Genomic DNA, 19,757 nt, shown 5'->3' with positions numbered 1-19,757 from the left:
CAAGCAGGAAATGCCGCCACCATAAATCAATGTTCGGCCACGGCCAAGCGCCTGCTCAATGGCTGCATGCCGCGCGCGCGGCGCCGCGAAAGGGTGGGTACTGCTCCAGTTGCGTGGCGCACAGCGGACGGCTGAAGTGATAGCCCTGGGCGATGTCGCAGCCGGCGAGCTTCAGGCACACCAGCTGCTCGCGGGTTTCCACGCCTTCGGCCACCACTTCCAGGCCCAGGCGCTTGGCCAGGATGATGGTCGAGGACACGATCGGGCTGTCGTCATAGCTGTTGCACAGCGGCGCGATCAAGGCGCGGTCGATTTTCAGCTTGCTCAAAGGCAGCGCCTGCAAATGGGCGAATCCGGCATAGCCGCAACCGAAGTCGTCGAGGCTGATGGCCATGCCGGCGGCGCGCAGCCGGCGCAGGTGTTCCAGGGCCAGACCTTCGCCGTCGAGCACGGTGGTTTCGGTGATCTCGAGTTCCAGCTGCGACGGTGTCAGGCCATGGTGGCGCAGCTTGGCCAGCAGCCGCTGGCTGAAATCGCTCTGGCGCAATTGCAGGGCCGACACGTTCACCGCCAATCGCGTCGCCATCTCGCGTTGCGACCAGCGCACCAGTTCGACACAGGCCATGCGCAACACTTCCCAGCCCAGCGCGACGATGAAACCGCTGCGCTCGGCCAGATCGATGAAACGGTCGGGATAGAGCAGTCCGAACTGCGGATGCTGCCAGCGCACCAAGGCTTCGTAGCCGGTGACCTGCAGCGTGTCCAGGCGCACCTGTGGCTGGTAGTGCAGGACGAATTGGCGTTCAGCCAAAGCGTTACCGAAGGCTTGCTCCAAGGTGAACGCCTGGATGTCGGAGAGGTTCAGCGACGGATCGAAGAAACGGTATTGGGCCCGCCCGGCCTGCTTGGCCGAATACATCGCGGCATCCGCGCAGCGGATCAGGCTGTCGATGTCCTGGCCGTCGCGCGGGCAGATGCTCACGCCCACGCTGGGGCTGGTGTTGACCTCCTGTCCGTCCAGGGCGTAGGTGGCCGAAAGTTTCTCCACCAGGGTACGCACCCAGGCGTCGATCTGCTCTTCGCTACGTTCGCCGACCAGAAGCACGACGAACTCGTCGCCGCCAAAACGCGAGGCCTGGTCGGTGTCGCCCAGCAGCCGGCGGATGCGCCCGGCGACGGCTTGCAGCAGCAGGTCGCCGACCTTGTGCCCGAGCGAGTCGTTGATCGACTTGAAGCGGTCCATGTCGATGAACAGGATGGCCAGCAACTGGCGTCGACCGCGCTGCACGATCAGCGCCTGGCCAGCTTGTTCGACGAACTGCCGACGGTTGAGCAAACCGCTCAGATGGTCGGTGGCCGCAGCGTGGCTACTCAGGCGGTGAGCGTCTTCCAGGCGACCGATCAGTTGCTGGTTGATGCGTTGCGCCTGCTCCAGCGCATTGAACGCGTCCTGGCGTTTGTGCAACAGACGCAGGCCCCAGGCCAGACACGCGAGGATCAACGCGGTCATGCACAGGTTCAACCAGAGCTGGCGGGCCGTGGCCGCGCTGGCATCGGCGAGGATCTCTTCATGGCACTGACTGACCACCACGCTGAAACCATGGTCGGGCAAGCGCCGGTACAGGCTCTGATAGACACCTTGCGCGTTGGCTTGGGTGATCAACCCGGCGTCGCCAGCATCGGCGGGCAGTGTCGGCAGCAACACCTGGCCCATCGTCGTCACGCCTTGGTGGTCGATGCGTAGTCGCTCCTGACCGTCGTCTTGCAGCACGCGAACCAGGCCGCTGCGCCCCAGGTCGATGTGCCGGGACAGCGCCGCCAGATAACCCGCATCCAGTTCTACCAGCAGGATGCTGTCGATGGCGCTCGCGCGCCCGCTTGCCGTGTGACGGCTCGCTGGGGCGTCGAGGGGCAGCATGAACAGCAGGCGCGGCGCGACGGGTGCCACATCGGCCGGTAGCTCGAGGTGAATCAGCAGCGGCTCGAAGCCACCAAGCTCGACCTGCCGGATCAACTGCGCCATCCAAGTACCTGGGAGGCGCACCAGGTCATCCGGCTGGCTCGACGACAACAGTGAACCTTGCCGATCGTAGAGCGCCATGCGGGCGAACACAGGATCCTGTGCCAGCAACAGTGCCAGGCTGAAAGACGCTGGCCCTGGGTCATCGGCACCTACCCGAGACAGCCGCCCGACCGCCTGCGCACGGTCGACGACCTGGCGCAGGCTCTGGGCCACGACACTGGCGAGGTTCAGGTGTTCGCTAGCCTTGGCTTGCAGCGCCTGCTCGCGCAAGGCGGCCCTTTGCGAAAAATGCAGCCCCCAGAGAAACAGCAAGGTGACGGCGCAAAGCGTCAGCAGCAGCTGTGGAAGCAGACCGGCGGAGGAAAGCGTACGACGAGTCACGGTGAGAACATCTCGGCCTGGGGGTGGCCGGCAACGTACGACAGGCACATGACAACCGAATGACTAGTGGCGAAATGCCTGTCTGCGGCTGATCTCGTCCACTGATTTCGCCATTTTCGCAATGCCTTCGCCTTGTCACGGGTCCAGCCGTAGGTCCATGCAGCGCGCTTTTCCTGGCTATCTCGATACAAGGCTCAAAACGGCCATTACGTACTAGTCGCTATCGCGCATACCTGGATCAAGCTCAAAACGGCACATCTGATGCGATAAGCCGTGATTATTTAATGTGAGCAAAGGCTGGTAAATCAAAAAACGGGAGCATAATATCTTATGTAATTACATGGTACGTAATACAGTACGAAATTGTCGGAGTACGTATGGCCAGAGGCGGCATCAACAAGGCAGTGGTCAAACAGGCGCGTCAGGCGCTGATAGCTCGCGGCGAAAACCCCAGCATCGATGCGATTCGCGTCGAGCTGGGCAACACGGGCTCGAAAACCACAATCCATCGCTATCTGAAGGAGCTTGAAGCGCTAGACCCGGCTGCTGGCGGTGGCGCACCCGCGCTCAGCGAGCAATTGGCCCACTTCGTTCAGCTGTTGGCGGCGCAGGTGGAAGATGAAGCGCGGGCGGAACTCAACAGCGCGCAAGTGGCGTTCGAACAGCAGCGCGAACAGCTGCAAGCCCAGCTCGATCTGGCTCAGCAGACGCTCGTCACAGCACAGCAGCACCAGCAGGTGCAAGCAGAGGCGTTGGCTGTCGAGTCAGAACGGCTGCTTGAGACCGCTGCGTCCCTGCAAGCCGAACAACTGCGCAACGCCAGCCTCAACCAGACCGTGAGCGAGTTGCAGGTGCGCATCGCCGACAAGGACGACCACCTGCGTTCACTGGAGGAGAAGCACCGGCACGCCCGCGACGCGTTGGAGCACTACCGCACGGCCGCTCGCGAGCAGCGCGAGCAGGACCAGCGCCGTCACGAAGGGCAACTGCAGCAGCTGCAGGTCGAACTGCGTCAGGTGCAACAGAGCGTCATCGTCAAGCAGGATGAGCTGACCCGCCTGCACCGCGACAACGAGCGGTTGCTCGCCGAACAGCGCCAGGCCGTCGCACAGCTGAAGGTGCGCGACGAACACCTCGAACAGCGCGACGCGCAGATCGACGGTCTGCGTTCCATGCTCGCGCAGGTACAAGGGGCCAGCGACGAACTGCGGCGCCAGGTCAGCAGCCAGGCGCAAGCGTTGGAGCAGCGCCAAGGGATCTGCACGGAGCAGACGCTGCAACTGGAGCGTTTGGGCGTGGAATTGCGGGGCGCAAGGGAAGGGTGGCAGGCGTGCAGGGCGCACGCGGATCAGTTGGAAGAGCAGCTGCGAGCCGCAAAAGAGATACAAAAAGGCCCCACGCCCTAGGCGAGGAGCCGGGCGAAATCAGTCTTCGCTGTTCTTGGCTGCTTCGGCCGCCTTGGCCGATTCCACACCGGCACTGGACAGCTTGATCGGGTAGCTGACGCTGACGTTGTGCTCATCCACTGTCACGCTGCCAGCGTGGATCAGGCCTTGGTCCTGCATCGTCTTGAGCATACCGGCCACGGCCTTTTCGCCACGGTAGTTGTCGAGGATCTCCTTGCCTAGCCCTTGCGGATGGGCATGCAGAAGACGCGTCAGCAGTTCGGATTGCAGTGCTTGGTTGCTCATGTAGTTACCTCGAGATTGGGTTCATCTGAACAGCGATGGCCGCCATGTGCAGTACGGTTGAGCCCATCGGCGCGCAAACGTTTGAATTTTTTCTGCGCCACGTTGGTGCATTGCGAAGGAACCGGGCCTTCCGCCTGCGGTTCCCATGCAACACAAGCGCTGCAGGGTCGCGTCACGGGCGCTATAGTCACGGCCGGATAGCTCTACAACAGGGATCGCAATGCGTTCAGGCAAACCACAGGACGACGAAGGCCTGATCACCGCTGGTGGAGATGCGCGCGCGGCGACGTTGTTCCGCCTGGTCGCAAGCTTCATGGCGGTGGTGATGCTCACCTTCGTGCTGGTCGAGGGTTGGCGTATCTGGCGCGATTACCGGCATGCCTTCGTCAATGCCGAGAACTCGGTCAGCAACCTGGCGCGGGCCACCGCCCAGCATGCCGAGGACGCCATTCGCCAGGTCGATGCCATCACCGCCGCGCTGGCCGAGCGGGTCGAGGGCGACGGCATCCTCAATCTCGATCGCAAGCGTCTGCACCGTCTGCTGCATCAGCAGGCGCAGATCATGCCGCAGTTGCACGGCCTGTTCATCTACGATGCCCAAGGCTACTGGCTGGTGACCGACAAGACCTCGGTACCGCCCAACGCCAACAACGCCGACCGCGACTATTTCGAGTTCCACCGCACCCATCCCTCGCGCGACGTGCACATCGGCCCGGTGATCAAGAGCCGCTCGACCAGCGAGCTGATCATCCCCATCTCGCGCCGCCTCGATGCGCCTGACGGCAGCTTCGCCGGGGTGCTGCTGGGGACCATCAAGGTCGACTGGTTCCTGCAGTTCTACGGTGACTTCAAGATCGACCAGCGCGGTGCGCTGGTGCTGGCCATGCGCGACGGGACGATCCTGGTACGCCGGCCGTTCAGCGAGAAGATCATCGGCACCAGCCTGGCCAAGAGCGACATCTTTCTCAAGCATCTGCCCCATGCCTACCAAGGCGTGGCCGAGGCCACGGCAGTGGTGGACGGTACCCAGCGCATCTATGGCTACCAGGCCTTGCCGACCTATCCGCTGGTGGCCGAAGCGGGCCTGTCGCGAGAGTCGATCGTCGAGCCGTGGCGCCATGACATGATCAAGAGCGTGCTGGTCCTGGTGTTGCTGTTGATCGGCCTGTCGGCCTTCGGCTGGATCGTGCTGCGTCAGTTGCGCGAACGTATCGCCATCGAGCGGGCGTTGTTGCAGGCGCACCAGACATTGAAATCCCTGGCGTTGACCGATGCCCTCACAGGCCTTGGCAACCGTCGCCGACTCGACGGTGTGCTGGACTCGGAACTGGGTCGAGCACGACGCCAGGATTACTCGCTGGCGGTGGTGATGCTCGATCTGGACTACTTCAAGCGCTACAACGACCACTACGGCCATCCAGCCGGCGACCAATGCTTGCAGAAGGTCGGGGAAGTGCTGCAGGCGGCGCTCAAGCGGCCTGGGGATCTGGCGGTACGCTATGGCGGCGAGGAATTCACGCTGTTGCTGCCCGATACCAGCGTCGAAGGGGCCACGGCCTTCGTGCAGGACATCCTCGGCCACCTGCGCCGCCTGGCCATCGAGCATGCGCAGAGCCCTTTGGGCATCGTGTCGATCAGCGCCGGTATCGCGGTGGGCTACCCGGCGCGGCAGCCCCTGACGGCGGCGACCTTGATGGCGGCGGCGGACGGCGCGCTGTATGCCGCCAAGGAGCAGGGCCGCGACCGACTGAGCGTGACCTGCGATATTGCAGACGGTTCTGGCTGATCCATCCGTGCCGGCTTGGGTGGGTGGCTCGTCAGGGCACATCCCACCCTGGCAACGCTGCGGGTATAGCGCTTCGGCTTGCCGCTGGGCTCGGCGGTGGTTCAATCCACCGCCAGAGTGGGTGTCAACAACTGCCAGCGTACCGAACTGACGCCTTTCTCCAAGCTCACCCGGCTCACCATTCTTTCCAATTGCACCGGCGCATGTGCGCCACCCAGCAATTCGGCGCGGACCTGCAGGCGGTCGCTGTCGACCAGGTCCTCGCTGTGCAACGACTGCAACCGCAGCTCCGGGTCGCTGAGGCTGTGCAGCATCAGGCTACGCACTTGGATCTCATCTTGCGCACGGCAGATCACCCGCACTTCGAAATGCTGCTCCACTTCACTGGCGGGTACCACGCCCTGGCGATCGAGGCGCTGAGCCACTTCGCGCAGGAGAATGTTGGCGCACAGCACCACCAGGCTGCCGAGTGCCGCTTCGAGCAGCAGACCCAGACTGCACAACACTCCGACGGCCGCCGTACACCACAGCGTGGCGGCGGTGTTGAGGCCGCGGACGTTGAAGCCGTCGCGCATGATCACGCCACCGCCAAGAAAGCCGATACCGGACACCACGTAGGCAGCCACCCGCGAGGCATCGGTCGGTTGCATGCCGGGCACCGCTTGGGTCATGAGCACGAACAGACAGGCGCCAGTGCTGACCAGCGCATTGGTGCGCAGGCCGGTGAGGCGCTGGCGCAGTTGGCGTTCGGCGCCGATCAGCGCGCCGAGGATGAGCGCGGTAGCCGCGCGTAGCAGGAAAACGTTCCATTCCATGACAACATACCTCTGTGCAGGCCATCGCCTGCGTCGTCGCCGCGCCTAGGGCGGCAGGGATCGAAACCAGAGATGCGCAGGGCCACAAGGGCACGGAATGGGAAGCCTGGCCAAGGGCCGGGGATACCAGGGACGACGCGGGGGGCCGAGCCTGGCGATTGCACTGCCGGACTAGCGCGCCCTGCGGGCCTGTCGCACATGACTGGGGCTACTGTCCAATGCAGGACTCCTGTATAGGGATGCGAAAGTGCGAGGCGCACGTTAGGGGCCCACAGAGGGAAGGTCAACGACCCACTCGGGTTGTCGAGCAAACTCGGAAATGTCCTACACGACAAGCGCATTGGCGAGGGCGGCCATCGCAGTGGTAACCTTGCCAGCCCTCGCTTTTCGCGGATCCGTCCCATGCTGTACAACCTCGCCGTCCTGCTCGGCACTTTGCTGGCGATGGAGGGTGTCGGCACCCTGGCCCACAAGTACGTCATGCACGGCTGGGGCTGGTGGCTGCACCGCTCCCACCACGAACCCCAGCTCGGCATGCTCGAGCTCAATGACGTCTACCTGCTGGCGCTGGCGTTGATCGCGGTCGGACTGGTGGCACTGGGCCGGGCCGGGTATGCGCCGCTGCAATGGGTGGGCGGGGGCGTAGCTGGCTATGGCGTGTTGTATGTGGTGCTACACGACGGTCTGTTTCACCGTCACTGGCCGCGTGCGCCTAAGCCGCTGAACCGCTACTTCAAGCGTCTGCATCGCGCCCATTGTCTGCATCATGCGGTCAAGGGCAGGAATAGTGTGTCGTTCGGGTTTTTCTATGCGCCGCCTTTGAAGGTGCTGAGGCGACAGTTGCGCAAGCGGGTCAGATAGCCTGTCCTGGGGCCGCGTCGCGGCCCATCGCGGCTGAAGCCGCTCCCACAAGGTTGGCTTGTTTTGACTGTAGGAGCGGCCGGCCGGCGTCACGGTTTAGCCGCGATGGCCGGCAACGCCGGCCTGACTGCTTCTGTAAAGGAAGGCAGCAAAGGAGCAAAGGCAGAGCCTGCATCCAATCCAAACCTATGTACACATTCAGACACATAGCAGCGAGCTTGTTGAATGTTCAACGGCTAGCCTTAGAAATTTCCGCCCCACTATCGGAGATTTCCCATGTATGGACGCCGTGATGTCCTACGTACCGGTGCCGCTTTAGGCCTGCTTGCCGCTAGCCCTTGGTTAGCGGCGGCGTCCACCCACAGCGGGTTGCTCACCCGCAGCATCCCCGGCAGCGGTGAGGCATTGCCGGTCATCGGTGCCGGCACCTCGGGCAGTTTCGAAGTGGAACCGGGCTCGCCGGCCTACCAGCAGCTGCAACAGGCGGTGGCCGCGTTCTTCGCCGGCGGCGGACGGATCATCGACACTTCACCCAACTATGGCGGCGCCGACGCCGTGCTCGGCCAGCTTCTGCAAGAAGGTGGCTGGCGCTCGCAATGCTTCCTGGCCACCAAGATCGCCGCAGACAGCCGCGAGGCCGCCGAACGGCAGTGGGCGGGCACCTTGCAAAGCCTGCGCACCGACAAGGTCGAGCTGTTGCAGATCCACAACCTCCGCGACTGGAAACGCCAACTGCCCTATGCCCGCGAACTCAAAGCCCAGGGCAAAACGCGCTACGTGGGCATCACCCACTATCTCGACAGCGGCCATGCCGACGTCGAACGGATCGTGCGTGAGGAGCCGTTGGACTTCGTCCAGATCAACTATGCCGTCAATGCCCCGCACGCCGCCGAGACCTTGCTGCCGTTGTGCCAGGCCAAAGGCGTTGCCGTGCTGATCAACCGCGCCTTCGACGACGGTCGCCTGTTCGCCCGGGTCAAAGGCCAGGCGCTGCCCGGCTGGGCCGTGGAAATGGGCATCGGTAGTTGGTCGCAGCTGTTCCTAAAGTTCGCCCTCAGCCACCCGGCGGTCACGGCGGTGATTCCCGCTACGGGACGGCTCGACCGTCAACTCGACCAGCTCAAGGCCGGCCAAGGCCCGATGCTCGACGCTACGCAGCGACTCGCGTTGATCAAGCAGTTCGCCTGAGCCGATGCGCACCCTGCGTCGACGCCTGCACAGTTGGCTGAACCTCAAGCCCGGCGAAGGCCGACCGGTGTGCGCCGGGCTTGTCTTGTTCTACCTGCTGTTCTGCGGCTACTTCATGCTGCGCCCGGTACGCGAAACCATGGGTGTGGCCGGCGGCGTCGACAACTTGCAATGGCTGTTCACCGGCACCTTCATTGCCACGCTGGCGTGTCTGCCGCTGTTCGGCTGGTTGGTGTCGAAGGTGCGCCGCCAGCGCATTCTGCCCTGGACCTACGGGCTGTTCGCCAGCCACCTGCTGGTGTTCGCCTGGCTGCTGGGCCAGGACCCGGATGGCGTAGGGCAGGCCAGGGCGTTCTACATCTGGTTGTCGGTGTTCAACTTGCTGGCGATCTCGCTGGCCTGGAGCGTATTGGCCGACCTGTTTTCCAGCGAGCAGAGCAAACGCCTGTTCGGTGTGCTCGCCGCCGGTGCCAGCCTCGGCGGCCTGAGCGGACCGATTCTCGGCACGCTGCTGGTGGCGCCGCTGGGACACGCGGGGCTGCTTGTGCTGGCGGCGGCTTTGCTGTCGGGCAGTATCGGCGCGGCGCTGTATCTGCAGCGCTGGCGTGCGGGTCAGCCGCTGCCGTCCAACCGCGAACAGCCGCCTTCACGACCCCTGGGCGGCAACCCCTGGGCCGGCGCCAGCGCGGTACTGCGGTCGCCGTTTCTACTGGGCATCGCGTTGTTCGTGCTGCTGCTGGCCAGCGTCAGCACCTTCCTGTATTTCGAACAGGCGCGCATCGTCAGCGAGACCTTCACCGACCGCACCCGGCAAACCCAGGTGTTCGGCCTGATCGACATCGCGGTGCAGACGCTGGCCATCCTCACCCAGCTGTTCTTCACCGGTCGGCTGGCCAAGCGCCTTGGAGTAGGCGTGTTGCTGATGGGGGTGCCGCTGCTGATGGCGGCCGGGTTCGTGGCGCTGGCACTGTTGCCGACCTTCACCCTGTTCGTGCTGGTGATGGTCGCCCGGCGCGCCGGCGAGTACGCCCTGGTGCGTCCGGGTCGGGAAATGCTGTTCACCGTGCTGCCGGCCGAAGACAAATACAAAGCCAAAAACTTCATCGACACCGTGGTCTACCGCGGCGGCGATGCGCTCAGCGGCTGGGTGAAGCGCGCCCTGGACGTACTCGGTGACCACCCGCAAGCCGCCATGCTCATCGGCGCGGGGCTGGCGCTGGGCTGGGGACTCACCGGTCGCTGGTTGGGGCGCCGTCAACGAACGCTTGAAGCCGCGCAGGAAAAGCCCCGCTAAGCATCCGATAGCTTTTGCCCGCCGATTGCGCGACTCGACCTGTCCACACTGAGCATGGACGGGCCGCAATCGAGCGCTTGCCATCGTGGCGCGGGCGCAGGCAACCAAGATGCCTATAGCCGTACCAAAACTGGCCGTGCCTAGACTGGCCGTGCCTGAACTGGCCGTGCCGATACCACCGTCAATGCGGCGCGCGATGAATGGTCTTGAGCAGGTCTTCGGGGCTGATGTGCCCCACCACCTGATGCACGCCACCGCTGCCGGGCGTCGGCAGGTCGATGATGTGGCCCTTCATCTTGCCGATCACATGCATCTCGCACGGCTTGCAATCGAACTTCAACGTCAACACCTCATCGCCCTGCACCAGCTGCATGGGCGCCACCTTGGTGCGCACCCCGGTCACGCCCTTGGCCTGCTTGGGGCACAGATTGAAGGAGAAACGCAGGCAGTGCTTGGTGATCATCACCGGCACTTCGCCATGCTCCTCGTGCGCCTCGTAGGCGGCGTCGATCAACTGCACACCGTGCCGGTGGTAGAAGTCGCGGGCCTTGTGGTTGTAGACGTTGGCCAGGAACGACAGGTGCGCCTCCGGGTAGACCGGCGCCGGCACCGTCTCGGCCTTGCGCGATCCACGCGGATGGGCCTGCACGCGCGCTTCGGTCAGCGCCTCGACCGCTTCGCGGCGCAGGGCCTTGAGCTGCGAGTTGGGAATGAAGTATGCCTCAGGGGCGTCCAGCGCGATGGCGCTGGCGTGGTACTGCGTGGTGCCCAACTGGCCGAGCAGATCGTGCAACTGTTCCAGCGCCTGCTGTGGCTTGTTGGCCGGGCCGAACGGGCCGTCGAGGCGCACCTGGACACGGACGCCTTCCTCGCTGATGGCGGTCAGTTGCAGGTGCGACTCACGCAACTCGGCCTGCCAGCTCACGCCCACCCGCCGCTCGGCCGAGGTGCGTTGCAAGGCTTGTTGCCAGTTGTGGTCGAGGTTGCGCGACAGCGGGTGGTTGGGGCGCAAAGCGTGCAGCCCGGCCGGCATCTCGTTGGGCTCCACACGATAGCGGTACTGGGTCACGCCGTCCTGTTCGGAGGTCGAGCGCAGCTCTGCGATGTTGGTGCGGAACCCCACCACCTCGCGCTTGACCAGCACGTTGAGGCCGTCGCCATTGCTCAGCGGCACCTCGGTCAGCACATGCAGGTCGCGCTTGCCGACCTTTTCCACCACGCCCACCGGCAAACCGGTGAAGGTCGGCGAATCGAAGGCACCGATGTCGATCTTGCGGTCGCTGACGAAATAGTCAGTGCTGCCACGGTGGAAGGTCTTGTCCGGGTCGGGCACGAAGAAGTGTTCGGTACGCCCGCTCGACGCTCGCGCCAATTCCGGACAGTCTTCGAGGATGGCGTCGAGCTCGCGGCGGTAGTGGGCGGTGATGTTCTTCACGTAGCCCATGTCCTTGTAGCGGCCCTCGATCTTGAACGAGCGCACGCCGGCATCGACCAGGTCGCGCAGGTTGGCGGTCTGGTTGTTGTCCTTCATCGACAGCAGGTGCTTCTCGAACGCCACCACCCGGCCCTGGTCGTCTTTCAGGGTGTAGGGCAGACGGCAGGCCTGGGAGCAGTCGCCACGGTTGGCGCTGCGCCCGGTCTGCGCATGGGAGATGTTGCACTGCCCGGAGAACGCCACACAGAGCGCGCCGTGGATGAAGAACTCGATGGCCGCATCGGTCTGGCTGGCGATCTCGCGGATCTGTTGCAGGTTCAGCTCGCGGGCCAGGACCAGCTGCGAAAACCCGGCCTGGTCGAGGAAGCGTGCGCGCTCCAGGGTGCGGATGTCGGTCTGGGTGCTGGCGTGCAGCTCGATGGGCGGAATGTCCAGCTCCATGACGCCCAGGTCCTGCACGATCAGTGCGTCGACGCCGGCGTCGTAGAGTTGGTGGATCAGCGCACGGGCCGGCTCCAGCTCGTTGTCGTGGAGGATGGTGTTGATGGTGGTGAACACCCGCGCGTGGTAGCGACGGGCGAAGGTCACCAGCTCGGCGATGTCTTTGACCTCGTTGCAGGCGTTGTGCCGCGCGCCGAAGCTGGGGCCGCCGATGTAGATGGCGTCGGCGCCGTGCAGGATCGCTTCGCGGGCGATGGCCACGTCGCGGGCGGGGCTGAGCAGTTCGAGGTGGTGCTTGGGAAGGGACATATCGTTATCAGAGGCTGGTCACGGTCGAGGCGGGGGATTGTAGCGGCGAAATGCTTCAGGGGCACCCTCGAGCTGCCCAGTTGCAGGCCAGGACCCCGTGCGGCGCCTGGCCCGTGCTTGTGAAACGAAGTTCAGAACTGGTATTCGAGCCCTGCGCCCGCGTACCAGGAACGTCCCGGCGCCGCTTCGTAGAAGCGCCCGTTGCGGTCGCCGACGATCACCGAACCGACGTACTGACGGTCCAGCAGGTTGTCCAGGCGCACCATCTGGTTGAACGTCCATGGCCCGAGGCGCTGCTCGAAGCGCGTGCGCCAGTTGAACACCGCATAGCCTGGCGCCGCATGGGACTGGTTGCTGTCCTCGACCTGCACCTTGCTGCGCAGCTGGCCTTCCAGGCCCATGCTGATGCTTGGGCGCGGTTTCCACAGCAGTTCGGCGAACAGGTTGTTGCGCGGCACACCGGGCAGCCGGTTGCCTTTGTCGATCACCGCGCCGCTCTGCTCGAAGGCTTGATCGTAGGTGGCGTCGAGCAAGGTATAGGCCAGGTTGGCCTGCCAGTGCGGGTCCAACTCGCGCTGCAGGCTCAGCTCCAGGCCCCGGCGCAAGGTCTTGCCGGCGTTGCGGTAACTGGTGCGGCCGTTGTTGGCCGCGTCGACCACGATCTCGTCGCGAGTGCGGATTTCGAACACGGCCAGGTTCACACGCGTCTGTGCGTCGGGGCGGGCCTTGAGGCCCAACTCGTATTGCGTGCTGGTCGCCGGCTGTAATCCGAAATTGAATGCTCCGGCCGCGCCCGACGCAGCGGCGCCCGACGCGGCGGCGCCCGACGCGTAAGCCATTTCGGCCTGGGTCGGCGTTTCTACCGCTTTGCCCAGGCTGACGTAGCCTTGCAGCTCGGGGGTGAAGGCATACATCGCCGAAAAGCTGGGCAGCGTACGCTGGTAGGTCTTCGAGCCGCTGGAATCGCCGTCGTCGAGGAAGCGGTCGTCCACCTCCATGCGCATGCTGCTGTGGCGCAGGCCGGCGTCGAAGGTCCAGCGATCGAGTTGCCAATGCGCTTGCAGATAAGGGTCGAGGCTGGTGGCGGTGTCGGTTTCCTTGCGCCGCAGTTCGCCTTTGACGCCCAGGGTGTCGCCGCTGAAGTTCTGGAAGCCGCGGCGCGCGTCGCGGCTCTGGTCGTAGTCAAGGCCCGTGGTCAGGCTCAGCTCGCCGGGCGCGCGGGTGATCGGTTGGATCCAGCGCAAGGTGCCGCCGTGGAAGGCGCGGTCGAAGTCGACCACGCCGCCGCCGCGTTCGTTGCCGGGATTGGGCTTGCCGTTGACGCGTCTGGGAATCGACAGGTACTGGATCACGCTGCGCTGCCCGCCATACAGGTTGAACTGCAAGGTGGCATCGCCGAACGCGCGCTCGTAGTTCATGCCCAACTGCTGGTGATGGATGCTCTTGCGCGTGTCGTATTGTTCGGCCACGGCGGCGACCGAGCGTGGGTCGTGCCGATAGGCCTCCCAGCTCTGTCCGAGCGGATCCTGTGTGCCGTTCTGCTCCAGCGTGCTGGCGATCAGCGCCAGACGGCTATCCTCGTCGGGGCGCACATGCACCTTGGCGAAGGTCTGGTCGCGGCGCGCGGCGCTGTGGTCGCGGTAGCCATCGGTGTTCATGCGCGAGGCGTCGAGGAGGAAACCTGCCTGGTCGTTGCCGCCTTCGCCGTACAGGCGATTCTTCACGAAACCGTCGCTGCCCACCGTGGTCGCCGCGCCGACCTTCGGTGCGCCGCTGCCGTCACGAGAGAACATCTGGATCACCCCGCCGGCATTGCTGCCATAGATGGCCGACGCCGGGCCACGCAAGACCTCGATGCGCTCGGCCACGTCGAGGTTCAACGAGGCGGCCTGACCCTGACCGTCCGGGGTGCTGGCGGGAATACCGTCGCTGATCAGCTTCAACCCACGGATGCCGAAGGCCGACCTGGCGCCATAGCCACGCGAGGAAATCTGCAGATCCTGGGCGTAGTTCTGCCGGTTCTGCACCACCAGGCCCGGCACCCGGTTCAGCGCCTCGGAAAGATTGACCCCCAACTGGCCGTCGGCGAATTGCTCGCGCTCGACGGTATCGACCGAAAACGGCAGGGCGAAACTGGCGCTGGGCGCGTAGCTGCCGGTGACGACCAGAGGGTCGAGCAAGGTGACGGTCCCGGGCGTCTGCGCCCAGGCGGCGCCGCATAGTCCGAGGCCCGGCAGCAGCGCCGTGAGCGGACGGCGCCAGGAGAAAGAAGAGGGCATGCGAAGAGGATCCTGCGAAAGCGGTGTGACAGGGGCGACCGGGCGCCGATGAAAGGGCGGCCGTAGCATCGGCTGGCGCCGCTACGGCTGCCGCGAGGTCAAGCTTTGGCAGCCATGGCGGTCACTTCCACGCGCATGCCGTCGAAAGCCAGCGCCGCCACGCCAACCGCAGCGCGCACTGGCCAGGGCCTGGCGAAGAAACGCTGGTACACCTCGTTGAAAGCCGCGCGGTCGGCCATGTCGGTGAGGTAGATGGTCAGGTGCAGCACGCGGTCCAAACCACTGCCGGCACGCTCCAGAGCCTCCTTGAGCGCCTGCAGGGTGCATTCGCACTGGGTGACGATGTCGCCCAGCTCCAGGCTGCCGTCGGCGCGGGTCGGGATCTGCGTGGTGACCAGCAGTCCGTTGAATTCGGCGACGTCGGAGGAGATCGACTCGGCATCGCTGTCCGGGGTGAAGGTGATGTCGTGGTGGGCCATGGAAGTCCTTGCCGGCTGAAGTGGAAAGCCGCCAAGCCTACTGCAGCGGCCCGGCGCGGTCGAGGCCATGGACTGTGATGGCTTGTAATGCACGCCACGCATCCGCAGAATCGCGCCCCCACAGAGTCGAAGCGCATACCGAGGTCAGGGTTGAACGAGAACACATTGTCGCAGCGCCTGGAACGCGTCGCTGCCCATGTCCCGCAGGGCGCGCGCCTGGCCGATATCGGCTCGGACCACGGCTACCTGCCCATCGCCCTGAAGCTGCGCGGCATCATCGTCGGCGCCATTGCCGGCGAAGTGGCGCGCACGCCGTTCCAGTCGGCGCAGCGCATGGTGCGCAAGCACGAACTGCAAGATGTCATCGACGTACGCCTGGGCAGCGGCCTGAGCGTGCTGCGGCCGGACGATGCGGTCAGTGCCATCACGATGTGCGGCATGGGCGGCGAAACCATTCGCGACATCCTCGCGGCCGACCACCAGCGCCTGAGCGGCAACGAACTGCTGGTCCTGCAACCCAACGTGCGCGAATGGGTCACCCGTGGCTGGCTGAACGAGCATGGCTACCGCATCGTCCACGAGGAGATGCTCGAAGAAAACGCCTTCACCTACGAGATCGTCGTGGCGCGGCGAGGCGAAGGGCCACGCTATACACCGCAGGAATGCTATTTCGGCCCGCTGTTGATGGCCGAGCGCAGCCCGCTGTTCCTGGCCAAGTGGCGCTTGAACCTGCAACGCAAGCGACGGGTGATGGCCAGCTGGCCCAAGGCGCGCGACGTGCCGGAGGCGAAGAGACAGGAAGTGGGGCAACAGGTGCAGTGGATCACCGAGCTGCTGGGCTGACCTCGGTCGAGGCCAATCCAGGCAAGCTCAAGGGCGAGCGGGTTGCGTTTCGGTCTGCTTGCGCAGCGCCTTGGCGCGTTTCTCCAACACCAGGTAAGTGATGACGGCGATCACCAGCGGGATCAGGTAGTACAGGGTGCGGTAGCCCAGCAGGGCCGCGACCAGGTTGCCCTGGCTCAACTGGCCTTGCAGCAGCGCGAGGAACACCGTTTCCAGCACGCCCAGGCCCGCCGGAATGTGCGCCACTACGCCGGCCACGCAGCTGATCATCAACACGCCGAACACCGAAGGGAAAAACACCTCCTGCGGCATCAGCCACCAGATCAGTGCGGCCATGAGCAGCCAGTTGCTGCCGCCCAGGGCCACCTGGCACAGCGCCAGACGCAGCGACGGCAAGGTGATCTCGTGTCCGCGTATCGACCATTCGCGGCGCTTGGCCAGCCCACAGGCCAGCAGATAGGCCGCGACCACCGCCAGCATCGCCATGCCGATCAATTGCAGGCCGGTGACGCCGACCGCCCAATTGTCCGGCAACTGCACCTGACGCAGCGCGAATACGCTGCCTGCGACCAGCATGTAGCCCATCCAGTTGGTCAACAGCCCCAGGGTGAGGATGCGCGTGATGGTGGCGTTGTCCAGGCCCAGACGGCCGTACAGTCGGTAACGCAGGGCCACGCCGCCCACCCAGGTGGTGAAGTTCAGGTTGAAGGCGTAACAGACGAACGCCACCGGCAGCACTTGGCGTGCCGGCAGCTTGTGCCCGGTGTAGGCCCGCGCCAGCAGGTCATAGCTGGCGAACACCGCATAGCTGCAGGCGGCGATGCCCAGGCCGATCGCCAAGGTGCTGGGCTTATAGGCCATCAGCGAATCGCGCACTTCGTTCCAATCCAGGTTACGTGCCAGGGAATAGAGCAGGGCGGGGATGAGGATGATGAACAGCAGGGTCAGCACGCGCTTGCCCCAGGTCATCCAGGTTTGCTTGGCTGGCATCAGGTCGGCCCCTCGTGCAGGTCGGTGTTGTTGGCGTGGGTATTGGTGCTGGGCCGGACCTCCGGCTGCAACGATTGCAGGCGTTGGCGGTGCGCCGGCAGCCAACCGGCCACGCGGGGGAAGAAACGCGTGACGTGGAAACCGATGAAGATCAGCGGCGCGCGCCACCAGTAGCCGCGGATCATGCGTTCCAGAGTCACGGTCTTGCAGTGCTGGTCGAGCAGCTCCTGCAAATGCGCATGCAGTTGTCGGTTGAAGGCCCGGTCACGGATCATCAGGTTCGCTTCCAGATTCAACGACAGGCTGAGCGGGTCGAGGTTGCTCGAACCCACGGTCGCCCATTCGTCGTCGATCAATGCCACCTTGCCGTGCAGCGGGCGCTGGATGTACTCGTAGACGTGCACGCCGTGGCGCAGCAGGTAGTTGTAGAGCAGACGCGATACCGCACGCACCCAGCGCATGTCCGGCTGGCCTTGCAGGATCAGGACGACCTCTACGCCACGTTGCGCCGCATTGCGCAGTTCGCGCAGCAAGCGGTAGCCCGGAAAGAAATAGGCGTTGGCGATGACGATCCGCTCGCGCGCCATGCGGATGCCTTCGATGTAGTAGGCCTCGATGTCCTTGCGGTGCATGCCGTTGTCGCGCTCGGCGACCACGCACGTCACCTCGCCGGTAGGCTCGAGCTGGGGGTGGACTTGGCTCGGCGGCTGCAACACCGCGCTCATCAGACGCTTGCTGGCCGAATGCAGTTGGGTCACGACCGGGCCGGTGACCTCCACCGCATAGTCTTGTTTGGCCATCGCCCCGAACTCGCCCAGATGGTCGATGCCGAAATTGATCCCACCGATGAAGGCCCGCACGCCGTCGATCACCACGATCTTGCGGTGCAGGCGGCGGAACAGGTTGGTGCGCATGCCGGCCACCCGCGGTTGCGGGTCGAAAGCATGAAAGCCTACGCCGGCCTGGGTCATGGACGAGACGAAAGCATCGCTCAGCGAGGCAGAGCCATAGCCGTCCACCGCCACTTCGACCCGCACGCCACGGCTGGCGGCGTCGATCAGCGCCTGGCGCAGCTGCTGGCCGACCTTGTCGTCGAAGATGATGAAGGTTTCCAGCAGCACCTCTTCACGGGCTTGGGCGATCGCCTCGAACACACGTGGGTAGAATTGCTCGCCGTTGATCAGCAGGTCGACTTTGTTGCCTGGTGCCCAGGGGCGTTTCATAGGAGTACCTGCGCAGCGAGTGGGGCGTGGTCCGACAGATGCGACCACGGATATTTGGACAACACCTGCGCGCCGCTCGGCATGGCGTTGCGCAGATAGATGCGGTCCAGGCGCAGCAGCGGCAAACGCGCCGGAAAGCTGCGCGCCGGGGTGCCATAACGCTCGCCGAAGGCTTCGATCAAGCGCTCGGACAGCACCGCGTCGGCCTTGAGCCGCCAGTCGTTGAAGTCGCCGGCGATGATCACCGGCGCGCTGGACGGCAGGCTGTCGAGCAATTCGAGCAGCAGCCCGACCTGGCGCTGGCGGTGCGCTTCGCGCAGGCCCAGATGCACGCACACGGCATGCACTTCGTCATGGCCCGGCACTTCCAGGCGACAGTGCAACAGGCCGCGCTGCTCGTTGCCTTGCACCGACACGTCGAGGTTGTCGTAGGAGGTGATGGGGAATTTCGACAGCAGTGCGTTGCCGTGGTCGCCATGGGGGTATACGGCGTTACGGCCGTAGGCGAACTGCGGCCACATGCTGTCGGCCAGGAACTCGTATTGCGGCGCCTGGGGCCAGGTCGGGTGGCGTTCGGCGTGCTCGCGGTGGCTGCCGTGTACTTCTTGCAGAAACACCAGATCGGCTTGCGTGGCGCGGGCTGCGTCACGCAGCTCGGGCAGGATGAAGCGTCGATTGAAGGGGGTGAAGCCCTTGTGCACGTTGAGCGTCAGCACATTGAGGCGGTTGACCGCCGTAACGGCGGCCGCAGCGGGGTCGGCTTGTGCGCTGCGAGCGGTCATGGGGCTACCCCGGGCGTATGCGTAGCTGTCCGCCACGTTCGCACGCAGGGGGTGGCTGATGGGCAGCGGCGGGGGGCAAGGCGGGGTTCTCGCACGCGGAAAGTCTCCAGAAGTCGATATGGCATCGACCTGCGCCGGGTCCACGAGGTTCACCAGGCGGCGCAATCAGCTGCCGGCTGTAGCCATCGTCGACCGCTAGCCGCCGTGGGCAGTGCGCAGGCAAGCGGCGGCGTCCACGAAATATTCCGCCCGAGCCCAGTGCACCCCAGGGCCGGTGGAACTTTGCCCAGCCGCGCGATTCCACCGAAGACGCGTTCCCGCCACCCGCCCTGACGGAGGCCCACATGGCCAGACACATCATCCATTACACCGGGCCGATCAACTCATCGACCTGCGGCAACCTCATCAACACCTGTGCCAAGGCGCTACAGCAAGGTGCCACGCTCATCCAGATCAACGTCGCGACCATGGGTGGCGAGTGCAGCTACGGCTTCACCCTGTACAACTTTCTGCGCTCGCTGCCGATCCCGGTGCACACCCACAACCTGGGCACCGTGGAGTCGATGGGCAACATTCTTTTCCTGGCCGGCGAACGCCGTACGGCCTGCACCTACAGCAAGTTCCTCTTCCACCCGTTCCACTGGACGCTGCACGGCTCGGTCGACCATGGTCGCATGGCCGAATACGCCATGAGCCTCGACTACGACCTGCGGCTGTATGCCGATATCGTCGCCGAGCGCACGGCAGGCGCGGCCGAGCCGTTGGACGTGCCCCGCCATCTGATGTCCCACCCACGTATCCTCAGCCCCAAGGAGGGCCTGGCGAGCGGCATGCTCACCGAGATCGACGAATTGCCGATCGAAATGGATGCGGTGCAGTGGAGCGTGCATGCCTGACCCTCTCGGCCAGAGCCTGCAAGCCAACGGCAGCACGGGCG

16 protein-coding genes are annotated in these 19,757 nt (G+C 64.8%); 7 read left to right on the top strand and 9 right to left on the bottom strand.

Going from position 1 to position 19,757, the window contains the following annotated elements; translation table 11 throughout:
• Positions 1-55 precede the first annotated feature (55 nt).
• Complete coding sequence (locus AA0Z93_RS19120) at positions 56-2,404, bottom strand: putative bifunctional diguanylate cyclase/phosphodiesterase (RefSeq protein WP_413047410.1); 2,349 nt, start codon at positions 2,402-2,404, stop codon at positions 56-58.
• Between the two features lie 377 nt (positions 2,405-2,781).
• Between AA0Z93_RS19120 and AA0Z93_RS19115 the strand changes: the two genes are divergently transcribed.
• The gene (locus AA0Z93_RS19115) at positions 2,782-3,810 is read left to right on the top strand and encodes a DNA-binding protein (RefSeq protein ID WP_413047411.1); all 1,029 of its coding nucleotides are present in this window, start codon (positions 2,782-2,784) and stop codon (positions 3,808-3,810) included.
• Between the two features lie 18 nt (positions 3,811-3,828).
• On the opposite strand, the gene AA0Z93_RS19110 is transcribed toward AA0Z93_RS19115, so the two are convergent.
• Positions 3,829-4,095 carry a hypothetical protein gene (locus AA0Z93_RS19110; RefSeq protein ID WP_413047412.1) on the bottom strand — a complete coding sequence of 89 codons (267 nt, stop codon included), beginning with the start codon at positions 4,093-4,095 and terminating at the stop codon, positions 3,829-3,831.
• 220 nt (positions 4,096-4,315) lie between these two features.
• On the opposite strand from AA0Z93_RS19110, the gene AA0Z93_RS19105 reads away from it, so the two are divergent.
• On the top strand, positions 4,316-5,881 hold the full coding sequence (locus tag AA0Z93_RS19105) for a diguanylate cyclase domain-containing protein (protein ID WP_413047413.1): 1,566 nt from the start codon (positions 4,316-4,318) through the stop codon (positions 5,879-5,881).
• A gap of 101 nt (positions 5,882-5,982) precedes the next feature.
• On the opposite strand, the gene AA0Z93_RS19100 is transcribed toward AA0Z93_RS19105, so the two are convergent.
• Positions 5,983-6,696 carry an MgtC/SapB family protein gene (locus AA0Z93_RS19100; RefSeq protein ID WP_413047414.1) on the bottom strand — a complete coding sequence of 238 codons (714 nt, stop codon included), beginning with the start codon at positions 6,694-6,696 and terminating at the stop codon, positions 5,983-5,985.
• Positions 6,697-7,098: 402 nt separating this feature from the next.
• Between AA0Z93_RS19100 and AA0Z93_RS19095 the strand changes: the two genes are divergently transcribed.
• The 3 genes from AA0Z93_RS19095 (at position 7,099) to AA0Z93_RS19085 (ending at position 10,039) form a co-directional block, all read left to right on the top strand.
• Positions 7,099-7,557: a beta-carotene hydroxylase gene (locus AA0Z93_RS19095; protein ID WP_413047415.1), complete on the top strand. Its 459-nt coding sequence runs from the start codon at positions 7,099-7,101 to the stop codon at positions 7,555-7,557.
• 276 nt (positions 7,558-7,833) lie between these two features.
• A complete protein-coding gene (locus AA0Z93_RS19090; RefSeq protein WP_413047416.1) occupies positions 7,834-8,745 on the top strand; it encodes an aldo/keto reductase in 912 nt (303 codons plus the stop codon).
• Between the two features lie 4 nt (positions 8,746-8,749).
• Complete coding sequence (locus AA0Z93_RS19085; protein ID WP_413047417.1) at positions 8,750-10,039, top strand: NTP/NDP exchange transporter; 1,290 nt, start codon at positions 8,750-8,752, stop codon at positions 10,037-10,039.
• Positions 10,040-10,220: 181 nt separating this feature from the next.
• On the opposite strand, the gene AA0Z93_RS19080 is transcribed toward AA0Z93_RS19085, so the two are convergent.
• The 3 genes from AA0Z93_RS19080 to AA0Z93_RS19070 all read right to left on the bottom strand — a co-directional run bounded on the left by AA0Z93_RS19080 (position 10,221) and on the right by AA0Z93_RS19070 (position 14,982).
• Positions 10,221-12,224 carry a peptidase U32 family protein gene (locus AA0Z93_RS19080; protein ID WP_413047418.1) on the bottom strand — a complete coding sequence of 668 codons (2,004 nt, stop codon included), beginning with the start codon at positions 12,222-12,224 and terminating at the stop codon, positions 10,221-10,223.
• A 131-nt stretch (positions 12,225-12,355) separates the two neighbouring features.
• Entirely contained in the window at positions 12,356-14,503 is a 2,148-nt protein-coding gene (locus tag AA0Z93_RS19075; protein WP_413047419.1) for a TonB-dependent receptor domain-containing protein, read from the bottom strand.
• A gap of 98 nt (positions 14,504-14,601) precedes the next feature.
• Positions 14,602-14,982, bottom strand: coding sequence for a RidA family protein (locus tag AA0Z93_RS19070; RefSeq protein WP_413047420.1), 381 nt, complete (start codon positions 14,980-14,982; stop codon positions 14,602-14,604).
• A 150-nt stretch (positions 14,983-15,132) separates the two neighbouring features.
• Between AA0Z93_RS19070 and AA0Z93_RS19065 the strand changes: the two genes are divergently transcribed.
• The gene (locus AA0Z93_RS19065; RefSeq protein ID WP_413047421.1) at positions 15,133-15,825 is read left to right on the top strand and encodes a tRNA (adenine(22)-N(1))-methyltransferase; all 693 of its coding nucleotides are present in this window, start codon (positions 15,133-15,135) and stop codon (positions 15,823-15,825) included.
• A 27-nt stretch (positions 15,826-15,852) separates the two neighbouring features.
• On the opposite strand, the gene AA0Z93_RS19060 is transcribed toward AA0Z93_RS19065, so the two are convergent.
• Genes AA0Z93_RS19060 through AA0Z93_RS19050 form a run of 3 tightly spaced genes read right to left on the bottom strand, consistent with a single transcriptional unit; the run spans position 15,853 to position 18,820 of the window.
• Entirely contained in the window at positions 15,853-16,815 is a 963-nt protein-coding gene (locus tag AA0Z93_RS19060; protein WP_413047422.1) for a lysylphosphatidylglycerol synthase domain-containing protein, read from the bottom strand.
• Positions 16,815-18,038, bottom strand: a complete 1,224-nt coding sequence (clsB, locus tag AA0Z93_RS19055; protein WP_413047423.1) for a cardiolipin synthase ClsB — start codon at positions 18,036-18,038, stop codon at positions 16,815-16,817. The genes AA0Z93_RS19060 and clsB overlap by 1 nt, the downstream gene beginning before the upstream one ends.
• Entirely contained in the window at positions 18,035-18,820 is a 786-nt protein-coding gene (locus AA0Z93_RS19050; RefSeq protein WP_413047424.1) for an endonuclease/exonuclease/phosphatase family protein, read from the bottom strand. The genes clsB and AA0Z93_RS19050 overlap by 4 nt, the downstream gene beginning before the upstream one ends.
• Before the next feature lie 344 nt (positions 18,821-19,164).
• On the opposite strand from AA0Z93_RS19050, the gene AA0Z93_RS19045 reads away from it, so the two are divergent.
• The gene (locus AA0Z93_RS19045) at positions 19,165-19,716 is read left to right on the top strand and encodes an ATP-dependent Clp protease proteolytic subunit (RefSeq protein WP_413047425.1); all 552 of its coding nucleotides are present in this window, start codon (positions 19,165-19,167) and stop codon (positions 19,714-19,716) included.
• The last annotated feature ends 41 nt before the right edge of the window (positions 19,717-19,757 follow it).

The sequence above is a fragment of the Pseudomonas phoenicis genome, from assembly GCF_047302395.1.
GTDB lineage: Bacteria > Pseudomonadota > Gammaproteobacteria > Pseudomonadales > Pseudomonadaceae > Aquipseudomonas.
Note: the sequence above shows the minus strand (reverse complement) of the source record. Positions and strands in the feature narration are given on the sequence as shown.